The organism is Bradyrhizobium sp. ORS 285, from assembly GCF_900176205.1.
GTDB lineage: Bacteria > Pseudomonadota > Alphaproteobacteria > Rhizobiales > Xanthobacteraceae > Bradyrhizobium.
This window is the reverse complement of record NZ_LT859959.1, coordinates 249,925-273,079: the sequence shown is the minus strand read 5'-3', so window position 1 is coordinate 273,079 and position 23,155 is coordinate 249,925. Positions and strand designations below refer to the sequence as shown.

Below are 23,155 nucleotides of genomic sequence, written 5' to 3'. Positions count from 1 at the left end.
CGATCAGGCGGCCTTCACCTCCGCCAGGAACTGATCGACCTCGCGGCGCAGGTCGGTGGCCTGGCCGGCGAGACTCGCCGCAGAATCCAGCAGCGAACGTGCGGATCCCCTGGTGTCGGCGGCCGCGGCACTCACGAGCGCAATCGACGAGGAGACATCATTGGTGCCGCTCGCGGTCTGCTGCACGCTGCGGGCGATCTCCCGCGTCGTCGCGCTCTGCTCGGCCACTGCGCTTGCGACAGCGCCCGTGACACCGCTGATGGTGTTGACGACGGCCGCAATCTTCTCGATCGCAGCGACCGTGCTGCCGGTCTCGTTCTGGATCGCCGCGATCTGGCTCTCGATCTCCTCGGTCGCCTTGCTGGTCTGCGACGCCAGGCTCTTCACCTCGGAGGCGACCACGGCAAAGCCCTTGCCGGCCTCGCCCGCACGCGCCGATTCGATGGTGGCGTTGAGCGCAAGCAGATTGGTCTGCGACGCGATCGCGCGGATCAGCTGCACGACGTCGCCAATCCGCGTGGCACTGCCGGCGAGCGTGCGCACCTTGTCGGTGGTGTCGAGCGCCTGGCTGGTCGCATTCGACGATTCCGACGCGGCTTCCGCGATCTGCCGGGTGATCTCCTTCATCGACGCATCGAGCTCTTCGGATGCAGCCGCAACCGTATTGACGCCGGAGGTCGCCTGCGCCGCAGCATCCGCGACAGCGGTGGCACGAGACGCCGTGGTGCTGGCTGAGCCGTCGAGCGTTTCGGCCGACTGCTTCAGCCCGCTGGCGGCATCGCTCAACCGGCCGCACAGCGTGTCGATGACCTCGCCGAAGCGGCGGGTGAGCGCCTCGATCTTCTGCCGGCGCGCATCGCGCCGCGCCTCGGCATCGGCGCCCTGCAGCGACAGCCGGTCGGCCTCCGCAGACTTCTCCTGCAGCACACCGATGGCATTGGCAAGGGTGCCGACCTCGTCGGTGCGGTCGCGATAGGCGATCGCCACATCCCGCTCGCCGCCGGCGATGCGCCCGATCAGTTCGGTCAAGGTCGAGAGCGGCTTGATGACGCGGCCGTTGAACCAGATCGTGCCGAGCGCGGCAGCGGCGATGTTGACCACCAGCAGGACGAGCGCAAGGACGAAGCGAGCCTGGGCTTCGCTGATCGCGGCCTCGCTCTGCCGCAGCGCCTCGGTCAGCGCGGCATCACGTAGGGGCAGGATGGTGTCGAGGATCGGGAACAGCGAGCGCAGGAACTGATCGGGATCGAGCTCCAGCACCTTGCCGCGGTTCGGCGCCACCTGCGACGTATAGAGCTCGCCGCCGCGCGCCCAATAGCCGTTCTCCACCTCGGCGATCGCGGCGAAGATCGGCTTCTGATCGATCTCGGCCGCGGCGAGCTTGGCCGTCGCCCAGATGCGGTCGATGCGTCCCTTGAAGGCCGCCAGCGCTTCGGCCGGCTCGCCGGCCATCGGCTGCTTGGTTGCGATCATGCGAATGAGCGTGGTCGTGGCACGGCCGGCCCAGTCACGCAGGTCCCAGCCGATGACCGCCAGCCGAGCCGCCTGGCCGACGGCGGGATTGGCGGCATTGATGCGGCGAACGATGACCTCGACATGGCTGCCGGTCGCTTCCTGCACGGTGAACATCTGCGGCACGTAATCGCGCATGATCACATCCGGCCGAGACGCCTTGGGCTGGGCCACCGCGTCGAGCGCCGTGCCCCGCAGCGACTTCAGCTTCTGCTCGATCGGGTCCAATGCCGTCAGGTCGTCGCGCAGTTGCGCGAGGCTGCGCGCCTTGGCGAACGCCTCGTCCGATCCACCGGTGATCTTTTTGAGGGCCGCCAGTTCCTCGGCCGTCGCCGGGTTGGCGGATGCGAGGCGCGGGTTGACCCAGGCGCGCTCGATGTTGAGCTTCTCGGGCAGCCGAAGCATGGCCGCGAGCAATTGCGCATCGCTGCCCGCGGTCCGCGCCGCCTGCAACGAGGTCAGCTGCTGCCAGGCGAACAACACGGTGGCGAGCAGACCGATCACGGCCCCGAGCAGCAAGGAGAGCAGGAACACTTGACGAATGCGCACGACGGACCTCGCTGAACAGCAGCCTCAAGGTCCCGATACCAGCGAGGATTTCAATTTGGAGTTAAGAATGTCCGTCCCGCGCTGCGCAACCGGAACTAATTAGGACGAAAATTCTCATATGTTAACAACACGGACCAAAGGCCTGCTGCGGAACCGACCTCAGTAATCGACCTTCACGAGATACAATCCCTCCGGCGGCGCAACGACGCCGCAGGCCGCGCGGTTGCGAGCGGCCAGGGCAGCGGCGAGATCGTCGGCGCTCCAGCGGCCCTGCCCGACCCACACCAGCGAGCCGACCATCGAGCGCACCTGGCTATGCAGGTAGGACCGCGCCGAGGTGAGGATGGTGATCGCATCGCCGTCCCTGACGACATCGAGCTGATCGAGCGTCTTCTCCGGCGACTTGGCCTGACATTCTGTGTCACGGAACGTCGTGAAATCATGCTTGCCGATCAGGCGCTGGGCAGCGGCATGCATCGCATCGGAATCGAGCCGCTGCGGCACGCGCCAGACGCGACCGGCCTCAAGGGCGAGGTTGGAGCGGCGGTTGACGATGCGGTAGCGGTAGTGCCGCTTGCGGGCCGAGAAGCGCGCTTCGAAGTTGTCGGGCACGATCTCGGCATCGAGCACCGCCACCGGATTGGGCCGCAGATGCGCGTTGAGCGCATCGCGCAATTTGTCGGGGCGGAAGTCTTTCTCGATATCGCAATGGGCGACCTGGCCGGTGGCATGAACGCCGGCGTCGGTGCGGCCCGAGCCGTGGACGCGGGTCGGCACACCGCAGGTCGCCTGCACCGCCTTCTCCAGCGCGCCCTGCACCGAAGGCAGCGTCTCCTGCAGCTGCCAGCCATAGAACGGCGCGCCGTCATATTCGATGGTGAGCTTGTAGCGGGGCATCGCCTTAACTGAGTTCGCCGTCATCGCCGAGCTTGACCCGGCCATCCATCAATGGACGAAAGTTGTTCGCGAGATGGATGCGCGGGTCAAGCCCGCGCATGACGGGCTGCGGTGATCAGCCGAAGCGCAGGCCGGGTGCCACGCGGGTGCCGCGCAGGAAATCTCCGGCTTTCATCGGCCCCTTGCCGGCGCGCTGCACCTCGGTGACGCGGATCGCGCCGTCGGCACAGGCGATCGTGAGCTGCTCGTCGAGCACCGTGCCCGGCTCGCCCCGGCCGTCGGCCAGCGCGCAGCGCAGGATCTTCAGCCGGACCGCCTCGCCATCGAAGGTGATCTCACTCCAGGCACCAGGGAACGGCGACAGGCCGTGGATGTGACGCAGCACGGCGTGCGCCGGCTTCGCCCAGTCGATCCGCGCCTCCGCCTTCTCGAGCTTGGCGGCGTAGGTCACGCCGTCCTCGGCCTGCTTGCTCAGCGTCAGACCGCCGCGCTCCAGCGCGGACATGGCGCGCACCATCAGGTCGGCGCCGATGCGGGAGAGCTTGTCGTGCAGATCCGACGCCGTCATCGCATCGGTGATGGGAAGGCGCTCGGCCATCGCGACGTCGCCGGTATCGAGCCCGACATCCATCTTCATCACCATCACGCCGCTCTCGGCATCGCCCGCCATGATCGCGCGATTGATCGGCGCCGCACCGCGCCAGCGCGGCAGCAGCGAGGCGTGCAGGTTGTAGCAGCCGAGCCTGGGCGTATCGAGGATCGCCTGCGGCAGGATCATGCCGTAGGCGACGACGACGGCGACATCAGCCTCGTGCGCGCGGAATTCGGCCAAGGCCTCCTCGGTCTTCAGCGTCTTCGGCGTCAGCACGGGAATGCCGAGCCGGCGCGCCTCCGTCTCGATCGGCGTCGGCACCAGCGCCAGACCACGACGGCCGCCGGGCTTCGGCGCGCGCGTGTAGACGGCCGCGATCTCGTGGCCATGGCCGGCGAGCTCGAGCAGGGTCGGCACCGCGAAATCCGGTGTGCCCATGAAGATCAGGCGAAGGGGCATGTTGTGCGGCCCTCAATACTTCGTCCTCTCGTCATGGCCGGGCCTGTCCCGGCCATCCACGTCTTAGCGCCAACGCAGTCGGCAAAGCGTGGATGCCCGGGTCAAGCCCGGGCATTACGGAGGAGAGAGTTGATCGTTACTCGCCCGCGCGCTTGGCGGCCTTGGTGAACTTCTTCATCACGCGGTCGCGCTTGAGCTTCGACAGATAGTCGATGAACAGCACGCCGTTGAGATGGTCGATCTCGTGCTGGATGCAGGTGGCGTACAGCCCTTCGGCATCCTCCTCGCGGACCACGCCGTCGAGGTCGGTGAAGCGCACGCGCACCCGCGCCGGACGCTCGACCTCCTCGTAATATTCGGGGATCGACAGGCAGCCTTCCTCATAGACCGACAGCTCATCGGACTTGGCGATGATCTCGGGATTGATGAAGACGCGCGGCTCGCGCTTGCCTTCTCCGTTCGCGTCGGGTTTCGCCAGATCCATGGTGATGACGCGCACGGGTTGCGCGACCTGGATCGCCGCGAGCCCGATGCCGGGCGCGTCGTACATGGTCTGGAACATGTCGTCGACCAGCTGCCGGATCTCCGGCGTGACCTTCTCGACAGGCTTGGACACCAGCCGCAACTGCTTGTCGGGCAGGATGATGATTTCTCTGAGGGACATGGCGCGCGATTTAAGCCCCGAAGCCGGCGCGGTCAATGTGAGGGCGTGCGGTTAAGACTTCGCTAACCATGAATTTTAACCAGTCGTTAACCATGCTTCTTAAGCCGGCCTTAACCATAAATGTTCTCTCTTCGTTCGCGAGATCTTGCGAATCGGATAGACGGGGGTGATGACCGCCAGCCCATCGCTGACTCCTGCGTTGAATCCTGCGCTCAATCCTGTCGTCGTCATGATCGGCGACCTGCCCGTGCGCGCCAGCGACGCGCTGATCGGGTTCGGCGTGCTGGTGGTGCTGCTGCTCATGATGATCGGCCTGGCGGTGGCCCGCTCCGGACGGCGGAGTGCGGAGCTTGCCGCCCGGCAGGCGATGCGCACTGAGGAGATCGAACAACGGTTCGGCGAAATGATCCGGGTGCAGAGCGAGGCCTCCGGCCGGGTCGATGCGATGGCCCAATTGCTCGCCGGTCGGCAGGTGGACCTGGCCCGCAGCGTCAACGAGCGGCTCGATGCCGTCACCCATCGCGTCGGCCAGTCGATGGAGCAGACCACGCGGCACACGATGGATTCGTTGCGCGTGCTGCACGAACGGCTCGGCATCATCGACAACGCGCATCGCGATCTCAGCGAGTTGACGACGCAGGTCTCGACCTTGCGCGACGTGCTCGCCAACAAGCAGTCGCGCGGCGCGTTCGGCCAGGCACGGATGGAGGCGATCGTGCAGGACGGGCTGCCGAAGGGCAGCTTCGCGTTCCAGTACACGCTCGCCAGCGGCAAGCGGCCGGACTGCGTCGTGTTCCTGCCCGACAACAGGCCGCTGTGCATCGACGCAAAGTTTCCGTTGGAGGCGGTGACCGCGCTGCACGACGCAGACACCGACGAGGAGAAGCGCGCCGCAGCGCAGCGCCTTCGCACGGACGTCCTGCGCCACGTCAACGACATCGCGGAGAAGTACCTAGTGGTCGGCGAGACCCAGGACACCGCGCTGATGTTCGTGCCGTCCGAGTCGGTCTATGCCGAGATCCACGATGGTTTCGACGACGTGATTCAGAAGGCCTATCGTGCGCGCGTCGTGCTGGTGTCGCCGTCGCTCTTGATGCTCGCGATCCAGGTCATGCAGCAGATCATGAAGGATGCCCGCATCCGCGACGCCGCCGACCAAATCCGCAACGAGGTGATCCATCTCGGCGACGATCTCGGCCGCCTGCGCGAGCGCGTGCTCAAGCTGCAGAAGCACTTTGGCGACGTCGGCGAGGACATCCGCCAGATCCTGATCTCCGCCGACAAGATCGAGAAGCGCGCTGCGCGGATCGAGGAGCTGGATTTCAGCAAGCAGGAAGCGCCAGTGGACTCGCCGCGGATAGCACCGGCTGGGGGGACGACGCCGGATCTGTTTCCGCTGGCGGGCCGCATGCAGGCGGGGGAGTGATGGTGGCGTCGCGACAGCCGTCCAAATCTGCTACGACCCGCTCATGACCGCACCCGACGCGACAACCGACCGCGCAGCGACCACTGCAAAGCCCGAGTCCAAGCCCGCCCCCACCTGGCGCGAAAGCATGGCCGTCTATCTCCAGCCGCGCGTGCTCGTGGTGCTGTTCCTCGGCTTCTCCTCGGGCCTGCCGCTGGCGCTGTCCGGCTCGACCTTGCAGATCTGGATGCGCGAGCTCGGCGTCGATCTCGGCACCATCGGGCTGTTCGCGCTGGTCGGCACGCCCTACACGCTGAAGTTCCTGTGGGCGCCGCTGGTCGATGCGCTGCATGTGCCGCTGCTGACGCGCGCGTTCGGGCGGCGGCGCGGCTGGCTGCTGTTCGCGCAGCTGCTGCTGATCGGCGCCATTCTGCTGCTGGCGCTGACCGACCCGGCGGATGCGCCGTTCATGGTGGCGCTGGCGGCGCTGCTGGTGGCGGCGACGTCGTCGACCCAGGACATCGTGGTCGACGCCTTCCGCGTCGAGAGCCTGCCGGAGAGCGAGCAGGCTGCCGGCATGGCATCCTACGTCGCCGCATATCGCATCGGCATGCTGGTCTCGACGGCCGGCGCGCTCGTGGTCGTCAGTGCATTCGAGAATGCAGGGCTGTCGCGACCGTCATCCTGGATGTGGGGCTATGTCGTGATGGCGGCCCTGGTGCTGATCGGCACGATCACGGCGCTGGCCGCGACCGAGCCGCCGCAATCCAAGCAGGCCGAAGCGGCGATGGGTGCGGACACCGCGCTCGCCCGCGTGGCGCATGCGGCCGCCGGGGCCTTCCTCGAATTTCTTGGCCGGCGCGACGCGCTGGCGGCGCTCGCCTTCGTCGTGCTGTTCAAGTTCACCGACGCGTTCTCGGGCACGATGACCGCGCCGTTCGTGATCGATCTAGGCTTCACCAAGGTCGATTACGCCGCGATCGTGAAGGGCGTCGGCCTCGCTGCCACGCTCGCCGGCGGCTTTGCCGGCGGCTTCGTGGCGCGGCGCTATTCGCTCGCGACAAGCCTCTGGATCGGCGGCGTGGTGCAGGCGCTCGCGAACCTGTCGTTCTCGTGGCTCGCGATCGTCGGCGTCAATCAATGGGCGCTGGCGCTGGCGATCTCGGCGGAGAACTTCACTAGCGCGATCGGCACCGTGATCTTCGTCGCCTATCTCTCGGCGCTGTGTAAGAACCCGCTGCACACGGCGACCCAATATGCGCTGCTCACCGCGCTGGCCGCAGTCGGGCGAACCTATCTGTCGTCGGGAGCAGGCTATGTTGCGAAGGCGACCGGCTGGCCGGTGTTCTTCGTGATCTGCGTGCTGGTCGCAATCCCGAGCCTCGTGCTGCTCGCCTGGCTGCAGCGGCGCGGGCATTTCGATGAATTAGGGCCAGTGAGAGTCTAGCTGCCACATGGAGCTACACTGTCATCACCTGCGAAGCGGGCGATGACAGCGGAGATTGTGGCGCTATATGCGCATGAACGCGCCGAGCGGTTGTTAGCGCTTCACCAGGCTCCACTTCGTCACGACCGCCTCGCTGATCTGCCCGGCATCTTGAGCGCAGGTGATCTCGTCGACCTTCACGGCGATCTGCTTGCCGAGCAGGCCCTTCAGTTGCGACGCCTGCGCGGGGCTCGCGGTGACCAGCTGGAACGTCTCCGGGCCGGTTTCGAGATTGCACAGGCCGCTCGGCGGCGGCAGGCGGCGCGGCTCGCTGGTGATCTGATAGGCTGATGACGGCTGGCCCGGCTTGGCGCCCTTGACCTTCAGCGCGCTCAGTTCGCCCGACAGCACGTCGCCGGTGTTGAGCGGCTTGCCGGCCTTCTGCGGCGCTTCGCCCTGCTGGGCGAGCACTGACGCTGCCGAGAGCGCCATCCAAATCGCGCCCAAAGCCAGCCGTTTGCCGAATCCGCGTTTCGTCATCATTCCACTTCCGTCTGTGCTTAGAACAAGGTGCGCTGCCGCATCGCGGCCGAGAGCGTGCCTTCGTCGAGATAGTCGAGCTCGCCGCCGACCGGCACGCCATGTGCCAGCCGCGTGACCTTGACGTTCGCCTCCTGCAGGAGGTCGGTGATGTAGTGCGCGGTGGTCTGGCCATCGACCGTGGCATTCAGTGCGAGGATGATCTCCTGCACCTCCGGCGCATGCGCCCGCTGCACCAGCGCATCGATGGTGAGATCCTGCGGACCGACACCGTCGAGCGGCGACAGGGTGCCGCCGAGCACGTGATAGCGGCCGTTGGACGCCTTGGCCCGCTCCAGCGCCCAGAGGTCGGCAACATCCGCCACGACCACGATCATCGCGGGATCGCGCCGCGGGTCGGTGCACACCGTGCACGGGCTCTGCGTGTCGATGTTGCCGCAGGTCTTGCAGACCTGGATGCGGTCGATGGCGACCTGCAGCGCAGACGCCAGCGGCACCATCAGCGCCTCACGCTTCTTGATCAGATGCAGCGCAGCACGCCGCGCCGAGCGCGGCCCGAGGCCGGGCAGGCGCGCGAGCAGCTGGATCAGGCGCTCGATTTCAGGACCGGCGACGGCCATCAGGTCAGCAACATCTGGAGCAAGGAACGACGGCAGTCTCGATCCACCTCTCCCCGGCGGGGAGAGGTCGCGCCGCAGGCGCGGGTGAGGGGGTTTTCCGCAACCGAGAGACCTAAGGCCCTCACCCGGATTGCATCTGACGATGCAATCCGACCTCTCCCTTCGGGAGAGGTGACCCCCATCTGCTGCGCCAGCAAGCCGAAACCCGTCATGAACTAACCGAAGCCGAAGCCCGGCGGCAGGCCGAGCTTGCCGGTGATCGCCTGCATCTTCTCCTGCATCGCCGCTTCCGCCTTGCGGCGCGCATCGCCATGCGCGGTGACCAGGAGATCTTCGAGGATCTCGGCCTCTTCCGGCTTGAGCAGCGACGGATCGATCTTGATCGACTTCACGTCCATCTTGGCGGTCATGCGCACGGCGACGAGACCGCCGCCGGAGATGCCCTCGACCTCGACGTTGCCGAGCTCGGCCTGCATCTCCTGCATCTTCGATTGCAGCTGCGCTGCCTGTTTCATCATGCCGAGAAAGTCAGCCATCGGAGCACCTCATCATCAGTCATTTTTATAGAGCATGATCTGTCGGAAACCGGTTCTCACTTTTCCCGGATCACGCTCTAGAAATCATCATCGTCCGATTCGTCCGGCGGCTCGACAGCACTGGCGTCGGATTCAGGCGGCTCGGGGGCGAGCCGGCGCACTTCGATCACCTTGGTACCCGGGAACCGCGCCAGGATCTCCTGCACGCGCGGATCAGCCTCCGCAGCCGCCTCGCGCTCGCTCTTGGCGCGCAGGTTCTGCTCGCGCAAGGTCGCCTGGCCCTGCTCGTTGGAGACGATCACGGTCCAGCGCCGGCCCGTCCAGTCCTCCAGCTTGCGGCCGAGATCCGAGACAAGCGAGCGCTGCGCGGTCCGTTCCAGCGCGATCTCCAGCCGGCCTTCTTCGAAGCGGACCAGCCGCACGTCCATCTCGAGCGCGCTCTTGGTGATCAGGTCGCGATTCCTGCCGGCGAGCGCGACCAGCTCCTGGAAGCTCCCGATGCGCAGCGCCGGCTGATCCTGGGAGGCCGGTGCCGGCTGCGATGTCATCGCTTGCGGGCGCATGCCGCCGCCCACGGCCGCAAGCGTCGGCCCCTGCATGCGCGGCGCCTGCATCGGCGCCGAGCTCATCACCGGCGGCGCGCCCGCGCTCATGCTCGGTGCCGGCGCAGAGCGCGCTCCGCCACCGTTCGTCACGACAGGTGATCCGCCGCCATTCTGGTCGATCATCCGAATGGCTTCGTCCGGCGTCGGCAGATCCGCTGCATAGGCGATGCGCACCAGCACCATCTCGGCTGCTGCTGCGGGCCGCGTCGCGCCTTGCGTCTCGGCGATGCCCTTGAGCAGCATCTGCCACATCCGCGACAGCACGCGCATCGACAGCTTGGTGGCGAAATCACGCGCGCGCAGCCGCTCGGTCTCGCTGAAGGCGACGTTGTCCGCGGTGGCCGGGACCACCTTCACGCGGGTGACGAAGTTCACGAACTCGGCGAGGTCCGACAGCACGACGACGGGGTCGGCGCCGACGTCGTATTGCTCGCGGAACTCCTTGAACGCAGCCGCGATGTCGCCGCTGGCGAGGTGATGAAACAAATCGATGACGCGGGTGCGATCGGCCAAGCCCAGCATCTGCCGGACGTCATCGGCGCGCACCTCGCCGGCGCTGTGGGCGATGGCCTGGTCGAGCAGCGAAAGCGAATCGCGCACCGAGCCTTCGGCGGCCCGCGCGATGATGCCGAGCGCCTCGGGCTCGATCGTGACGCCTTCTTTCGTCGCTATGCCGGCGAGGTGCTTCATCAGCACGTCGGCCTCGACGCGGCGTAGATCGAAGCGCTGGCAGCGCGACAGCACGGTCACCGGGACCTTGCGAATCTCGGTGGTCGCGAACACGAATTTGGCGTGCTCGGGCGGCTCCTCCAAGGTCTTCAGGAAGGCGTTGAACGCCGCCGTCGACAGCATGTGGACTTCGTCGATGATGTAGACCTTGTAGCGCGCGCTGGCCGGCGCGTAGCGCACGCTGTCATTGATCTGGCGGACATCGTCGACGCCGGTGTGGGACGCCGCATCCATCTCCAGGATGTCCATGTGCCGGCTTTCCATGATCGCCTGGCAATGGGTGCCGAGCACCGGCATGTGGATGGTCGGGCCCTTCACCGAACCGTCGGGCAGCTCATAATTCAGCGCGCGGGCGAGGATGCGGGCGGTGGTGGTCTTGCCGACGCCGCGGACGCCGGTGAGGATCCAGGCCTGCGGAATCCGGCCGGTCTCGAACGCGTTCGAGACGGTGCGCACGACGGCCTCCTGGCCGATCAGATCTGCGAAGCTGGAGGGGCGGTATTTGCGCGCCAGCACCCGGTAGGGCTTTGCGGGAGCGTCGGCGCTGTCGGGCGGAATGGGTGGGGCGCCAGCGTCAGTCATCGAGCGATCCGCAAGTGAGTATTCCAGGCCGGCTTCGATCGCGGTCGTCGACGCCATCGGCCTCGACGCAATCAACCGGAGTGCGGTCGAGCGCCCGCCCTGCGCGGGGTCCCCGCCAACTTTGCGCGATTCGCTCGAGAAAACAGGTAGGAGACTGACGAGCGACCCGATCCGGACCTCGTTAGGGCTGCTTCCTTCCGGACCTGACCCGGTTGGCGAGTGGCTCGTCCACCGCCAATCTCCCGCTGCCTATTTGGGGCCAAACGATCCGGAAAGCAAGCGCGAGCTTCGCCGGGGTCGCCCGCTGCGCCGCGGGCTTGTGCCGCAGCTTGGAAAGGCTTTAGGTGCCGCAGCGCTTCCCGCATGAACGTCCTGCCAGGAACACCGCCGCATGCCCGAATCAGCCTGGTCGCTGCATCCGCAATTGGCGAAGGACACGATCGATATCGGCGACCTGCCGCTGTCGCGCGTGCTGGTGATCAAGGACGCGAACTACCCCTGGCTGCTGCTGGTGCCGCGCCGCGAGGGCGCCGTCGAAATCATCGATCTCGACGAGGTCGCCCAGGCGCAGCTGATGACCGAGATGACGCGGGTGTCGCGCGCGGTGAAGGAGATCACCAAATGCGACAAGCTCAACGTCGCCGCGCTCGGCAACATGGTGCCGCAGCTGCACATCCACATCATCGCGCGCCGCACCAGTGATGTCGCCTGGCCGCGTCCGGTGTGGGGCGTCGCCCCGCCCGTGCCGCACGATGCGCAGGAGGTCGAGAGTTTCATCAGCGCTGTCAGGCGCAAGATCTGGCTAGGGTGAGAGATGTCGCCATTCGACTTGTTTCCGCTGGGCAAGCCGGCCTTCGTCGGCCATCCGATCGAGCGCGCCGCCCATCTGCGCTTTCATGACGACAAGCTGCTCGCCTTAGAAGGCAAGCCGTCGACGCGCGCTTATGTCGTGCATCGCGATTCGCTGGTGCTGAAGCGGGACGGCGACCAGCTGCGCGCCGTGCTCTCGATCGACGAGGCGCTCAAGTTCGGCGCCAATCCCGGGACGATCTTCCTTGGTCTGCAGGATGACGCGGCCGTGTTCGGCATGGGCATCTCGCCGGCCGCGGTCGAGAAGCTCGCCGGTCGTGAAGACGTGTCCGTGACCGAGCTGCGCGGCCTGGCCATGCAGGGCGCGATCCCGGTCGACCAGCTCGCGACCATCGCAATGGCCAAGTCGATGGTGTCCTGGCATCAGCGCCACGGCTTCTGCGCCAATTGCGGCACCAAGACCGCGATGCGCGAGGGCGGCTGGAAGCGCGAATGCCCGAGCTGCAAGACCGAGCATTTCCCGCGCACCGACCCTGTCGTGATCTCGCTGGTCGCCTCCGGCGACAAGTGCCTGCTCGGCCGGCAGAAGCAATTCCCGGCGGGCATGTATTCGTGCCTCGCTGGCTTCGTCGAGGCGGCCGAGACGATCGAGGACGCCGTGCGCCGCGAGGTGTTCGAGGAATCCGGCATCCGCTGCACCGATGTCACCTACTACATGACCCAGCCCTGGCCCTATCCGTCGTCGCTGATGATCGGTTGCAGCGCGCGGGCACTGAACGAGGACATCGTCATTGACCGCAACGAGCTCGAGGACGTCCGTTGGTTCAGCCGCGAGGAAGCCCGGCTGATGCTGCAGCGGCAGCATCCGGATGGGCTGGCGGGGCCGCATCCGTTTGCCATTGCCCATCATCTGGTCGGGCGCTGGCTGAACGACGCAGGCTAGCGGTATTCAAGAACCACCCAAGGTCTCAAGGCGTGGCCTGAACGGCGGATCCTTGCCTTGGAACGATTTTCTCTATATGAGGGTTTCTCGACCTTCATATGGAACAAATTTCTCCATGTCCGACGTCTCCGCCCAGAGCCCCGAAGCCAACCGCCGGCTCGACGCCATCGACCGCAAGATCCTGATGGTCCTGCAGGAGGATGCCTCCCTGTCTGTCGCCGAAATCGGCGACCGGGTAGGCCTGTCGTCGACGCCGTGCTGGAAGCGCATCCAGCGGCTGGAGGCCGACGGCGTGATCCTGCGCCGGGTCGCCCTGGTCGATCAGAACAAGATCGGGCTCGGCATCTCCGTCTTCGTCTCGGTCGAGAGCGCCGACCATTCCGACGCCTGGCTGAAGAAATTCGCCGAGGCCGTCAGCTCCATGCCCGAGGTGATGGAGTTCTATCGCATGGCCGGTGACGTCGACTACATGCTGCGCGTGGTGGTCGCGGACATGCAGAGCTACGACGTGTTCTACAAGAAGCTGATCAGCGCGGTGCCGCTCAAGAACGTCACCTCGCGCTTCGCAATGGAGAAGATCAAGTCGGTGACCGCGCTGCCGGTGCCCCCGGTCTAAGTCAGCCGCGCATTCCGTCCTGCCAAGGTGACGCCGCTGGTCGCTGCGCCCCCTCCCCGGATTTTTTAAGTCGTTTCCCAATCATCGTTTACCGGAAGTTATTTCCATCCATCTATCTTCAGATGTGATGATGTCCGGTGCAAAAATACCCTCGTCGTCGCGCGCCTGGCTGAATGCCATGGCGCTTCTGATCGCAAGCTTCGTCGGGGTGGCCGCGCTGTCGCTGCAGGTGCATCCCGGCCGCGAAATCGTGGCTGTCGCTTTCCCACCTTGGTGGAGCGCGCAACGGACGATGCTGGCTGCAGCATCAGCTGACGCCGCTCTCGTACGCACGACGACCTTTTCGTCGCTGCTGGTGGTCCGTCCCGGCGACCACGATGGCTTGGCGCGGCTGCGCCAGGCCGGAGCCTGGCTCGTCATCGACCCGCAGGCGGTCTCCGCCTGCTTTGCACAATGAATAATGATTGGGGGAGTGGAAATGACCGGCGAGACCGATGATCTGGCAATTCTCCGCGGTACGACCAGCAGGCTTTTGCTGGCGTTGCTGTGGATTCACGTTCCGCTCTCGCTCATCATCGGACTGTCGCGCGGCGACTGGATGATGCCGACCATCATGATGGTCGCCTTGGCCGCTGTGGCGACGCTCTCCTGGCGCAGCGCCGGGGATGGCCTGTCGACCCAGCTCACCGTCGCGGTTGCGCTGATGGGCGGCGTGTCCGTGCTCGTCTACCAGATGTCGGGACATGCGTGGCAGGTCGACATGCACATGTACTTCTTCGCGGCACTGGCCTGTCTCGTCGCCTATTGCGACTACCGCCCCATCGTGGCCGGGACGGTCGCCGTCGCGCTTCATCATCTGGTGCTGAACTTCGTTTTCCCAGCCGCGATCTATCCGGGCGGCGCCGATTTCGGCCGCGTCGTGCTGCACGCGGTCATCCTCCTGATCGAGGCCGGCGTCCTGGCGGCGCTCGCGCTCAAGCTCACGCAACTGTTCGAAACCAGTGCGAGCAAGACCGCGGAGGCCAACGCGGCGATGGCGGCCGAGGCGCGCGCCAACGCCGAACGCATCGAGGCCGAGCAGCGGGTCAAGCAGCAGGGCGATCTCGCCCGGCGCGAACTCGCGGAAGGCTTCGAGCGCAAGATCGGCGGCATCGTCGAGGCGGTGGCGATCGCCGCCAACGACGTGCAGAACCTGTCGTCCCTGATGAGCCGGAACAGCGCCGAAGCCTCGCGCCAGACATCTGCCGCGGCCCACGCTTCGCAACGAGCCTCGACCAATGTCGAAACGGTCGCGGCGGCGACCGAACAGCTGACGGCCTCCATCGGCAGCATTTCCCAGCAGGTGACACGCTCGGCCGAGATCGCGGCCAAAGCCGCTGAGGAAGCGCGCCGCACCAACAGCGTGGTCGAGAGCCTCGCCGCGGGCACGCAGAAGATCGGCGAGGTGGTGACGCTGATCCAGACGATCGCCAGCCAGACCAATCTGCTGGCGCTGAACGCCACCATCGAGGCTGCCCGCGCCGGCGAGCACGGCAAGGGCTTCGCGGTCGTCGCCAGCGAGGTGAAGGCGCTGGCCAATCAGACGGCAAAGGCGACCGAGGAAATCTCCAGCCAGGTGCAGAGCATCCAGAGCGCCACGGGTGATGCGGTCAGCGCGATTCAACTCATCGGCGGAACGATCGCCGAGATCGACGGAATTTCCAAGGAGATCGCCACTGCGGTCGAACAGCAGGGCCTCGCGACGGGCGAGATTTCCGGCAACGTGCAGCAGGCTTCGGAAGGCACGCGGCTGGTCAGCCAGAGCATGGGCAGCGTGACGAACGCCTCCAACGAAACCGGCGGCGCGGCCTCCCGGCTCCTGGAATCCGCGAATGGCCTGTCGTCGCAATCGGCTCGGCTCAAATCCGAGGTCGATCAGTTCCTCAGGTCGTTGCGAGCCGCTTAGTTCGCATCGTCGGACGTCGGCGAGCATGCCTCGTAGCAAGGCATGCTCGCTCCCGCTTCAGATGGTCTGGTTGTAGGCGCCGACTTCGGGATGCGTGCGCAGCACGATGTTCACCGCCTCGAACATGTCGTGCATGCGCCGCTCCGACACCGGGCTTTCCACCACGACCACGAGCTCCGGCTTATTCGATGACGCCCGCACCAGAGCCCAGCTGCCGTCCTCGACCGTGACGCGCACGCCGTTGACGGTGACGAGGTCGCGGATCGCCTGACCCGCCACGTGACCGCCCTGCTGCTGCAGGGCCTGGAAGTGCTTCACGACGGCATCGACCACGCCGTATTTGACCTCGTCGCCACAATGCGGCGACATCGTCGGCGACGACCAGGTCTTGGGCAGCGCGTCCTTCAGATCCGCCATCGACTTGTTCGGCGCGCGGTCGAGCATCTCGCAGATCGCGATCGCCGACACCAGACCGTCGTCATAGCCGCGGCCGAACGGCTTGTTGAAGAAGAAGTGGCCGGACTTCTCGAAGCCCGCGAGCGCACCGAGCTCATTGGTGCGACGCTTCATGTAGGAATGGCCGGTCTTCCAATATTCGGTCTTCGCGCCCTGCGCCTGCAACACCGGGTCGGTCATGAACAGGCCGGTCGACTTCACGTCGACGATGAACTGGGCTTCCTTGTGAATCGCCGACATGTCGCGCGCCAGCATCACGCCGACCTTGTCGGCGAAGATCTCCTCGCCGGTGTTGTCGACCACGCCGCAGCGATCGCCGTCGCCATCGAAGCCGAGGCCGACATCCGCCTTGTGCGCGAGCACGGCATCACGGATGGCGTGCAGCATCTCCATGTCTTCGGGATTGGGATTGTATTTCGGGAAGGTGTGATCGAGCTCAGTATCGAGCGGGATGACCTCGCAGCCGATCGCCTGGAGCACCTGAGGCGCAAACGCGCCGGCGGTGCCATTGCCGCAGGCGGCGACGACCTTCAGCTTGCGCTTGAGTTTGGGCCGGTTGGTGAGGTCGGCGATGTAGCGCGCCGGGAAGTTTTCGTGGAACTGATAGGAGCCGCCGCCAGCATTCTTGAACTCGGCGTTGAGCACGATCTCCTTCAGCCGGGTCATCTCGTCCGGCCCAAAGGTCAGCGGCCGGTTGGCGCCCATCTTCACGCCGGTCCAACCATTGTCGTTGTGCGAAGCGGTGACCATCGCGACGCAAGGCACGTCGAGCTCGAACTGCGCGAAATAGGCCATCGGCGTCACGGCCAGGCCGATGTCGTGCACCTTGCAGCCCGCCGCCATCAGGCCAGAGATCAGCGCGTATTTGATCGAGGCGGAGTAGCCGCGGAAGTCGTGGCCCGTCACGATCTCCTGTTTCACGCCGCGCTCGGCGATCAGCGCGCCCAGCCCCATGCCGAGCGCCTGCACGCCCATCAGGTTGATCTCCTTGTTGAACAGCCAGCGCGCGTCATATTCGCGGAAGCCCGTCGGCTTCACCATCGGCTCGGATTCGAAAGCGTAGGTGTTGGGGACCAGGACCGGCTTCGGCTTGGGAAACATCAGGAGGAGCCTCGGAAATCACATCAATGGAAGAACACGGTCGTGCGCTGCACGACGTCGTCGGACAATGGCAGAAGGCAGATGAATGCAGGCAACAATCGGGCAGGATGGCCCTGCCCGCTCGATCACCGAGCCTGCTGGTATATGGGGGCCGCCAATGCCGCGGCCAAGCCGATGTGACGCGGCCTATTGCTCCAGCACCATCTGGCCGTTGGCATAGGCGAAGCGCTTCAGCTTCGACAGGAACGACAGGCCGAGCAGGTTCTCCGACAGCGCCGCGTCGGGCAGCACCAGGGCGTCCACGTCGCGGACAGTGAGTTCGCCGAGTTCGACGATCGGGAGCCGGGCGCGCGCGGCCTTCACGGTCCCGTTGGCCGTGGTCACGGTCGCAGTGTAGTCGCCACGCGCCGGACGCAGGCCGAAGCGCGCGGCGGAGGTTTCGTTGAGCGCGACCATCGAGGCGCCGGTGTCGATCATGAAGCTGATGCGCTGGCCGTCGATGCGGCCGTCAGCACGGAAATGGCCGCGGCGGTCGGTCGGGATGTTGAGGCTGCGCTGGCCGGCCGCGGAAGTGTCCACGGTCGCGCTGCGCACGGACGTCGTGGCGGACGCCGGCGCCGGCGTCAGGCGATCGGCCAGTTGCGCCATGAAAGTGCCGAGGCCGACGAGAACGGCCGCGAAGATCATTATGTTACGCATGACGCAACGCCCGACTTTACCCCGCAACCGACTTGACCATGAAAGCCGCTGACGGGCGACTGAGGCGGAGCGGCTGCCGCTGCCATTTTGGCGAAAACGATGAGCGAAGCGTTAACGCTGGCAAGGCAGACGGTATAATTTGCATCGCTCACGTCCCCCGCGGCTTGGCCCGGCGGGTCGGCATGGCGCTGGCGGGATCCTCGGGCCAGGGATGCCGCGGATACCGGCCGCGCAGGTCGGTGCGGACGGCGGCATAGGAGCCGCGCCAGAAGCCCGGCAGATCGCGCGTCACCTGCACCGGCCGCTGCGCCGGCGACAGCAGCTCCAAGACGAGCGGCACCGCGCCGCGTGCGATCGAGGGATGGACGTTCAGCCCGAACAGCTCCTGCAGCCGCACGGCGATGGTCGGCCCCTGCTCGGCCTCGTAGTCGATCGCCAGCATCGTGCCGGTCGGCGCCTCGAAATGGGTCGGCGCCTCCTTGTCGAGCCGGGCGCGCAGATCCCAGGGCAGCAACGCCATCACGGCGTCCGAGACGTCGCCCGGAGAGACCTCCTTGAGCGAGGTCTTGTCGGCGAGCAGCGGCACCAGCCAGTCCTCACGCCGGGCGCTCAGGCCGGCATCTGAGAGGTCGGGCCAGCTGTCGCCCTCCGCCTTGCGCAGGAAGGTGACCCGGTCGCGCCACTGTTTGGCGGCCTTCGACCAGGGCAGCCGGTCGAGGCCGGCGGTGCAGATGCCCTCGGCGAAGATGCGCGCGGTCTCCTCGGACGGCGTCAGCGCCACCGGCGCATCGGCCATCACGATCGCATGCAGCCTGCGCCGGCGGCGCGCCCGCAGCGCCATCGCGCTCGGGTCGAAGCTGACCTCGTCCTTCGCTTCGATCTGCGCGGCGAAATGGCGCTCGACGTCCTCGATCGCGAGCGGCGCCGCCAGCAGGATGCGGCCGCTCGCGGCCGTGCCGGTCAACTCGCCCACCGCGATATAGGGCACCCGCGCCAGCGAGGAGGTCTGCTCGACGGCAGCGCCACGGCCATTGGCGAGAACGAAGCTACCATTGCCGCGGTTACGGGCGACCCGATCGGGGAACGCGAAGGCCAGCATCAGACCGGTCGTTAGCTCCGCCGCTCCTTGCGCAGACGAGGAGGCGCTGACCTGCTGCGCCCAGCGCCGGGCCATGTCCCGCGCGCTCTGCGCCCGCTGCGAGCGATCGCGGCGGAACTGATCGAGCCGGACCTCGAGGTCGACGCTGTCGCCGCCGAGGCCACGCTCGGTCAGGATCGCCGCGATGTGGGCGGCCTGCGCGGCCGCGCCGTAATCGGCGGCATCGACGATCATCCGCGCCAGCCGCGGCGGCAGCGCCAACGCCCGCAGCCGCCGGCCTTCGTCAGTGAGGCGGCTGTCCGCATCGAGCGCACCAAGTTCGTTCAGCAGGTCACGCGCCTCCTTCCAGGCCGGAAGTGGCGGCGGATCGAGGAAGCTCAAGCTTGCGGGATCGCTGACGCCCCATTGCGCGAGATCGAGCACCAGCGAGGACAGGTCGGCGCTGAGGATCTCGGGCTGGGTATAGGCCGCGAGCGAGGCGGTCTGCGGCTCGTCCCACAGCCGGTAGCAGACGCCGGGCTCGGTGCGGCCGGCGCGGCCGCGACGCTGGTCGACAGCGGCGCGCGAGGCCCGCACCGTCTCCAGCCGGGTCAGGCCGATATCCGGCTCATAGCGGGGCACGCGGGCGAGGCCGGAATCGACCACGATGCGCACGCCCTCGATGGTCAGCGAGGTCTCGGCGATCGAGGTCGCCAGCACCACCTTGCGGTGGCCCTTCGGCGCCGGCGAGATGGCGCGGTCCTGGACGGCGGCGTCGAGCGCACCGAACAGCGGCACGATCTCTATGCTTGCGTCATGGACGCGCTCGGCCAGCATGGTCTGGGTACGACGGATCTCGGCGGCCCCCGGCAGGAAGGCCAGAACCGAGCCGGCGTCGGCGCGCAACGCGGCGGCGATGGTCTCGGCCATCTGCCGCTCGACCGGTGCATCGGGCTTGCGGCCGACATAGCGCGTCTCGACCGGATAGGCCCGGCCTTCGCTCTCCACCACCGGCGCATTGCCGAGCAGGTTGGCGACACGGGCGCCGTCGAGCGTCGCCGACATCACGAGGATGCGGAGGTCCTCGCGCAGGCCCTGCTGCGCATCGCGCGCCAAAGCGAGGCCGAGATCGGCGTCGAGCGAGCGCTCGTGGAATTCATCGAACAGCACCGCGGCGACGCCGGTGAGCTCGGGGTCATCGAGAATCTGGCGGGTGAAGATGCCCTCGGTGACGACCTCGATGCGGGTCGACCGCGACACTTTCGAGCCGAAGCGGACGCGGTAGCCGACGGTGTCGCCGGCGCGCTCGCCGAGCGATTTCGCCATCCGCTCGGCGCTGGCGCGGGCCGCGATCCGGCGCGGCTCCAGCACGATGATCTTCTTGTCCCCGACCCACGGCGCATCGCGCAACGCCAGCGGCACCCGCGTCGTCTTGCCGGCGCCCGGCGGCGCCACCAGGACCGCGGTGTTGCTGCGTTCGAGCGTGCCGGACAATTCGTCCAGCACGGCGTCGATGGGGAGCGGTGTGTCGAAGCGAAGGGGCAATCAATCAACCAATCATCACCCGCCGAAAGCGGGTGATCCAGTCAGTGCAGACCGCCTGGCTCAGGGCGATCAGTCGTCCTGCATACCCCGCTTGCGCCGGATATGACAACGCCATGTCATTCGGCCTTCACCGACGGCCTGCCGACGCTCTCGTAGACGAAGCCGTGAGCGGCCATCTCGTCGGGGCGATAGACGTTGCGCAGGTCGACGACGACGGGACTGGCCATCACCTGCTTGAGGCGGTCGAGGTCCATCGCACGGTACTGCACCCACTCCGTCACCAGCACGATCGCATCGGCCCCCGTCGCGCAGTCATAGGGATCGTCGTAATAGGCGATCTCCGGCAGCTCCTTCTTGGCCTGCTCGATCCCAACAGGATCATGCGCGCGCACCTTGGCGCCCATGTCGAGCAGCCCCGTTACCAGCGGAATCGACGGCGCCTCGCGCATGTCGTCGGTCTCCGGCTTGAAGGTGAGGCCGAGCACCGCCACCGTCTTGCCGCGCAGATTGCCGCCGACGGCATGCGCGACCTTGCGCGCCATCGCGCGCTTGCGGTTGTCGTTCACCGCCAGCACCGATTCGACGATGCGCAACTGCGTGTCGTAGTCCTGCGCGATCTTGATCAGCGCCCGCGTATCCTTCGGAAAGCACGAGCCGCCGAAGCCGGGACCGGCATGCAGGAATTTCGCGCCGATGCGGTTGTCGAGGCCGATGCCGCGCGCCACTTCCTGGACGTCGGCGCCGACCTTCTCGGCGAGGTCGGCGACTTCGTTGATGAAGGTGATCTTGGTGGCGAGGAACGCATTCGCCGCGTACTTGATCAGCTCGGCCGTGCGCCGCGCCGTGTACATGACCGGCGCCTGGTTCAAGGACAACGGACGATAAATATCGCCGAGCACCCTGCGGCCGCGCTCATCATCGGTGCCGACGACGATGCGGTCGGGCCATTTGAAGTCGCGGATCGCGGCGCCCTCGCGCAGGAATTCGGGGTTCGAAGCGACGACGACATCGGCCTGCGGATTGGTCTCGCGGATGATGCGCTCGACCTCGTCCCCGGTGCCGACCGGCACGGTCGACTTGGTGACGACGACGGTAAACCCGGTGAGCGAGGCTGCGATCTCGCGCGCGGCGGCATAGACGTAAGTGAGGTCGGCGTGCCCGTCACCGCGACGCGACGGCGTTCCGACGGCGATGAAGACAGCGTCGGCGTCCGCCACGGGCTGCTTGAGATCGGTCGTGAAGTCGAGCCGCTTGGCCTTCACATTGGTGGCGACCAGCGCGTCCAGGCCGGGTTCGAAGATCGGAATTTCTCCGCGATGCAGCGCGGCGATCTTGCTCTCGTCCTTGTCCACGCAGGTCACCTGGTGACCGAAATCGGCGAAGCAGGCACCGGACACCAGACCCACATAGCCCGTGCCGATCATCGCAATTCGCATCGAAACCCATCCTTCAAGGTTAATACTTTCGCGTCTTAAACCATTTGCGGTTCAAGGGGAATTTAGAAAACGGCATGACGTTTGGATGACAAGGAGGAGTTTTAACGGCTCTGCTCCACAATGCGGCAGCTCCGCGCCAGAGAGGGACAGCATGACCGCGAATGGTACGCCGAAATCGGCCGGAACCGAGGCGCGCATCGACTGGGTCGACTACGCCAAGGGTATCTGCATCATCATGGTGGTGATGATGCATTCGGTGCTCGGCGTCGAGCTGGCCGCCGGCGAGACCGGCTTCATGCATGCCGTCGTCGCCTTCGCCAAGCCGTTCCGGATGCCCGACTTCTTCCTGATTTCCGGCCTGTTCCTGCCGCTGGTGATCGACCGCGACTGGCGCACCTACATCGACCGCAAGGTCGTCCACTTCGCCTATTTCTACGTGCTGTGGGTGACGATCCAGTTCGGCTTCAAGGCGCCCGGCTTTGCCGCGGCCTCGGGCTGGCCGCACGCCGGCTATCTGTACCTCGAATCCTTCGTCGAGCCATTCGGCACGCTGTGGTTCATCTACCTCCTGCCAATTTTCTTCGTCGGCATCAAGCTGACACGGAAGGCCCCTGCGCCGGTGATCTGGGGCATCGCGGCCGGCCTGGAGATGTCGCATATCGTCACCGGCTGGACCGTGATCGACGAATTCTGCGCCCGCTTCGTCTACATCTATTCGGGCTATTTGTTCGCCAATTATATCTTCGCGGTGTCGGATCGTGCGCGGGCCCAGCCCATGCTCGCGATCATCGGCCTGCTCGCCTGGGCGGTGATCAACCAGAGCCTCGTGACGCTCGGCGTCAGCGAGTGGCCGGTGATCTCGTTGGCACTCGGCTATGCCGGCGCGGTTGCGATCATCATCGCCGGCACGCTGCTGGCGCGCGCGCAAGTGCTCAATGCGCTCAGGTTCTGCGGCGAGCATTCGATCGTGATCTACCTCGCCTTCTTCCTGCCGATGGCCGCGACCCGCACCGTGCTGCTGAAGACGGGGATCATCACGGATATCGGCACGATCTCGCTGCTCGTCACCATTGCCGGCGTGCTCGGCGCGCTCGCGATCTGGCGCCTCGCGCTGCGCGCCGGCGCGCGCTTCCTGTTCGAACGTCCGATCGCCTTTTGGATCGCGCCGCCGAAGCAGCGCGCTGCGTTGCAGCCCGCGGAGTAACGCCACCCACAGTGTCGTCCCGGGCGAAGACCCGGGACCCATAACCACCGTCCGCTGTTTTGGGCAAGCTGTGGCTCCAGTCTGCCGCCTCATCACTGCCGCGGAGTGCAGCCCGCGGAGTAGCCCCACCCACAGTGTCGTCCCGGGCGTAGACCCGGGACCCATAGCCACCGTCCGCTGTTTTGGGCAAGCTGTGGCTCCAGTCG

Annotated in this window: 20 protein-coding genes and 1 other RNA gene; 8 read left to right on the top strand and 13 right to left on the bottom strand. The window is 66.4% G+C overall.

The window, feature by feature from the left end:
• Positions 1–3 precede the first annotated feature (3 nt).
• The 4 genes from BRAD285_RS01205 to def all read right to left on the bottom strand — a co-directional run bounded on the left by BRAD285_RS01205 (position 4) and on the right by def (position 4,673).
• Complete coding sequence (locus BRAD285_RS01205) at positions 4–2,061, bottom strand: methyl-accepting chemotaxis protein (protein WP_006609572.1); 2,058 nt, start codon at positions 2,059–2,061, stop codon at positions 4–6.
• 159 nt (positions 2,062–2,220) lie between these two features.
• Entirely contained in the window at positions 2,221–2,958 is a 738-nt protein-coding gene (gene truA / locus BRAD285_RS01200; protein WP_006609571.1) for a tRNA pseudouridine(38-40) synthase TruA, read from the bottom strand.
• 115 nt (positions 2,959–3,073) lie between these two features.
• Positions 3,074–4,009: a methionyl-tRNA formyltransferase gene (fmt, locus tag BRAD285_RS01195; protein WP_006609570.1), complete on the bottom strand. Its 936-nt coding sequence runs from the start codon at positions 4,007–4,009 to the stop codon at positions 3,074–3,076.
• Positions 4,010–4,145: 136 nt separating this feature from the next.
• Positions 4,146–4,673 carry a peptide deformylase gene (gene def, locus BRAD285_RS01190; RefSeq protein WP_006609569.1) on the bottom strand — a complete coding sequence of 176 codons (528 nt, stop codon included), beginning with the start codon at positions 4,671–4,673 and terminating at the stop codon, positions 4,146–4,148.
• Between the two features lie 169 nt (positions 4,674–4,842).
• Between def and BRAD285_RS01185 the strand changes: the two genes are divergently transcribed.
• Together BRAD285_RS01185 and BRAD285_RS01180 are read left to right on the top strand one after the other, a co-directional pair.
• A complete protein-coding gene (locus tag BRAD285_RS01185; RefSeq protein ID WP_006609568.1) occupies positions 4,843–6,099 on the top strand; it encodes a DNA recombination protein RmuC in 1,257 nt (418 codons plus the stop codon).
• 43 nt (positions 6,100–6,142) lie between these two features.
• Positions 6,143–7,525, top strand: a complete 1,383-nt coding sequence (locus tag BRAD285_RS01180; protein WP_006609567.1) for an AmpG family muropeptide MFS transporter — start codon at positions 6,143–6,145, stop codon at positions 7,523–7,525.
• Positions 7,526–7,618: 93 nt separating this feature from the next.
• Here the strand turns inward: BRAD285_RS01180 and BRAD285_RS01175 are convergent, their stop codons facing one another.
• The 5 genes from BRAD285_RS01175 to ffs form a co-directional block, all read right to left on the bottom strand.
• Positions 7,619–8,044, bottom strand: a complete 426-nt coding sequence (locus BRAD285_RS01175; RefSeq protein WP_006609566.1) for a hypothetical protein — start codon at positions 8,042–8,044, stop codon at positions 7,619–7,621.
• A 20-nt stretch (positions 8,045–8,064) separates the two neighbouring features.
• Positions 8,065–8,664, bottom strand: coding sequence for a recombination mediator RecR (recR, locus tag BRAD285_RS01170; protein ID WP_006609565.1), 600 nt, complete (start codon positions 8,662–8,664; stop codon positions 8,065–8,067).
• A gap of 215 nt (positions 8,665–8,879) precedes the next feature.
• Positions 8,880–9,200 carry a YbaB/EbfC family nucleoid-associated protein gene (locus BRAD285_RS01165; protein ID WP_006611474.1) on the bottom strand — a complete coding sequence of 107 codons (321 nt, stop codon included), beginning with the start codon at positions 9,198–9,200 and terminating at the stop codon, positions 8,880–8,882.
• 77 nt (positions 9,201–9,277) lie between these two features.
• Positions 9,278–11,116, bottom strand: coding sequence for a DNA polymerase III subunit gamma/tau (locus tag BRAD285_RS01160; protein ID WP_006611473.1), 1,839 nt, complete (start codon positions 11,114–11,116; stop codon positions 9,278–9,280).
• Positions 11,117–11,262: 146 nt separating this feature from the next.
• Positions 11,263–11,359, bottom strand: an RNA gene (gene ffs, locus BRAD285_RS01155) — signal recognition particle sRNA small type.
• A 148-nt stretch (positions 11,360–11,507) separates the two neighbouring features.
• On the opposite strand from ffs, the gene BRAD285_RS01150 reads away from it, so the two are divergent.
• The 5 genes from BRAD285_RS01150 (at position 11,508) to BRAD285_RS01130 (ending at position 15,430) form a co-directional block, all read left to right on the top strand.
• Positions 11,508–11,927 (top strand): HIT domain-containing protein, encoded by a 420-nt coding sequence (locus BRAD285_RS01150; RefSeq protein ID WP_006611472.1) that lies wholly within the window; start codon positions 11,508–11,510, stop codon positions 11,925–11,927.
• A 3-nt stretch (positions 11,928–11,930) separates the two neighbouring features.
• On the top strand, positions 11,931–12,869 hold the full coding sequence (gene nudC, locus BRAD285_RS01145; protein ID WP_006611471.1) for an NAD(+) diphosphatase: 939 nt from the start codon (positions 11,931–11,933) through the stop codon (positions 12,867–12,869).
• Positions 12,870–12,984: 115 nt separating this feature from the next.
• The gene (locus BRAD285_RS01140) at positions 12,985–13,485 is read left to right on the top strand and encodes an Lrp/AsnC family transcriptional regulator (RefSeq protein WP_006611470.1); all 501 of its coding nucleotides are present in this window, start codon (positions 12,985–12,987) and stop codon (positions 13,483–13,485) included.
• Between the two features lie 178 nt (positions 13,486–13,663).
• Positions 13,664–13,942 (top strand): hypothetical protein, encoded by a 279-nt coding sequence (locus tag BRAD285_RS01135; protein WP_006611469.1) that lies wholly within the window; start codon positions 13,664–13,666, stop codon positions 13,940–13,942.
• Between the two features lie 21 nt (positions 13,943–13,963).
• Positions 13,964–15,430: a methyl-accepting chemotaxis protein gene (locus tag BRAD285_RS01130; protein ID WP_035645990.1), complete on the top strand. Its 1,467-nt coding sequence runs from the start codon at positions 13,964–13,966 to the stop codon at positions 15,428–15,430.
• Between the two features lie 57 nt (positions 15,431–15,487).
• Here the strand turns inward: BRAD285_RS01130 and BRAD285_RS01125 are convergent, their stop codons facing one another.
• The 4 genes from BRAD285_RS01125 to BRAD285_RS01110 all read right to left on the bottom strand — a co-directional run bounded on the left by BRAD285_RS01125 (position 15,488) and on the right by BRAD285_RS01110 (position 21,745).
• Entirely contained in the window at positions 15,488–16,987 is a 1,500-nt protein-coding gene (locus tag BRAD285_RS01125; protein ID WP_006611467.1) for a phosphomannomutase/phosphoglucomutase, read from the bottom strand.
• A 186-nt stretch (positions 16,988–17,173) separates the two neighbouring features.
• Positions 17,174–17,674 carry a TIGR02281 family clan AA aspartic protease gene (locus BRAD285_RS01120; RefSeq protein ID WP_006611466.1) on the bottom strand — a complete coding sequence of 167 codons (501 nt, stop codon included), beginning with the start codon at positions 17,672–17,674 and terminating at the stop codon, positions 17,174–17,176.
• Between the two features lie 160 nt (positions 17,675–17,834).
• A complete protein-coding gene (gene hrpB, locus BRAD285_RS01115) occupies positions 17,835–20,309 on the bottom strand; it encodes an ATP-dependent helicase HrpB (protein WP_006611465.1) in 2,475 nt (824 codons plus the stop codon).
• A 116-nt stretch (positions 20,310–20,425) separates the two neighbouring features.
• Positions 20,426–21,745 carry a UDP-glucose/GDP-mannose dehydrogenase family protein gene (locus BRAD285_RS01110; RefSeq protein WP_006611464.1) on the bottom strand — a complete coding sequence of 440 codons (1,320 nt, stop codon included), beginning with the start codon at positions 21,743–21,745 and terminating at the stop codon, positions 20,426–20,428.
• Between the two features lie 151 nt (positions 21,746–21,896).
• On the opposite strand from BRAD285_RS01110, the gene BRAD285_RS01105 reads away from it, so the two are divergent.
• Positions 21,897–22,949, top strand: a complete 1,053-nt coding sequence (locus tag BRAD285_RS01105; RefSeq protein WP_006611463.1) for an acyltransferase family protein — start codon at positions 21,897–21,899, stop codon at positions 22,947–22,949.
• Positions 22,950–23,155: the final 206 nt, after the last annotated feature.

Bases quoted from the DNA above. Each gene is read 5' to 3' on its own strand.
- truA (WP_006609571.1), bottom strand. From the start codon at position 2,958: ATGCCCCGCTACAAGCTCACCATCGAATATGACGGCGCGCCGTTCTAT.
- fmt (WP_006609570.1), bottom strand. From the start codon at position 4,009: ATGCCCCTTCGCCTGATCTTCATGGGCACACCGGATTTCGCGGTGCCG.
- def (WP_006609569.1), bottom strand. From the start codon at position 4,673: ATGTCCCTCAGAGAAATCATCATCCTGCCCGACAAGCAGTTGCGGCTG.
- BRAD285_RS01185 (WP_006609568.1), top strand. From the start codon at position 4,843: ATGACCGCCAGCCCATCGCTGACTCCTGCGTTGAATCCTGCGCTCAAT.
- BRAD285_RS01180 (WP_006609567.1), top strand. From the start codon at position 6,143: ATGACCGCACCCGACGCGACAACCGACCGCGCAGCGACCACTGCAAAG.
- BRAD285_RS01175 (WP_006609566.1), bottom strand. From the start codon at position 8,044: ATGACGAAACGCGGATTCGGCAAACGGCTGGCTTTGGGCGCGATTTGG.
- recR (WP_006609565.1), bottom strand. From the start codon at position 8,664: ATGGCCGTCGCCGGTCCTGAAATCGAGCGCCTGATCCAGCTGCTCGCG.
- BRAD285_RS01165 (WP_006611474.1), bottom strand. From the start codon at position 9,200: ATGGCTGACTTTCTCGGCATGATGAAACAGGCAGCGCAGCTGCAATCG.
- BRAD285_RS01160 (WP_006611473.1), bottom strand. From the start codon at position 11,116: ATGACTGACGCTGGCGCCCCACCCATTCCGCCCGACAGCGCCGACGCT.
- BRAD285_RS01150 (WP_006611472.1), top strand. From the start codon at position 11,508: ATGCCCGAATCAGCCTGGTCGCTGCATCCGCAATTGGCGAAGGACACG.
- nudC (WP_006611471.1), top strand. From the start codon at position 11,931: ATGTCGCCATTCGACTTGTTTCCGCTGGGCAAGCCGGCCTTCGTCGGC.
- BRAD285_RS01140 (WP_006611470.1), top strand. From the start codon at position 12,985: ATGTCCGACGTCTCCGCCCAGAGCCCCGAAGCCAACCGCCGGCTCGAC.
- BRAD285_RS01135 (WP_006611469.1), top strand. From the start codon at position 13,664: ATGGCGCTTCTGATCGCAAGCTTCGTCGGGGTGGCCGCGCTGTCGCTG.
- BRAD285_RS01130 (WP_035645990.1), top strand. From the start codon at position 13,964: ATGACCGGCGAGACCGATGATCTGGCAATTCTCCGCGGTACGACCAGC.
- BRAD285_RS01125 (WP_006611467.1), bottom strand. From the start codon at position 16,987: ATGTTTCCCAAGCCGAAGCCGGTCCTGGTCCCCAACACCTACGCTTTC.
- BRAD285_RS01120 (WP_006611466.1), bottom strand. From the start codon at position 17,674: ATGATCTTCGCGGCCGTTCTCGTCGGCCTCGGCACTTTCATGGCGCAA.
- BRAD285_RS01110 (WP_006611464.1), bottom strand. From the start codon at position 21,745: ATGCGAATTGCGATGATCGGCACGGGCTATGTGGGTCTGGTGTCCGGT.
- BRAD285_RS01105 (WP_006611463.1), top strand. From the start codon at position 21,897: ATGACCGCGAATGGTACGCCGAAATCGGCCGGAACCGAGGCGCGCATC.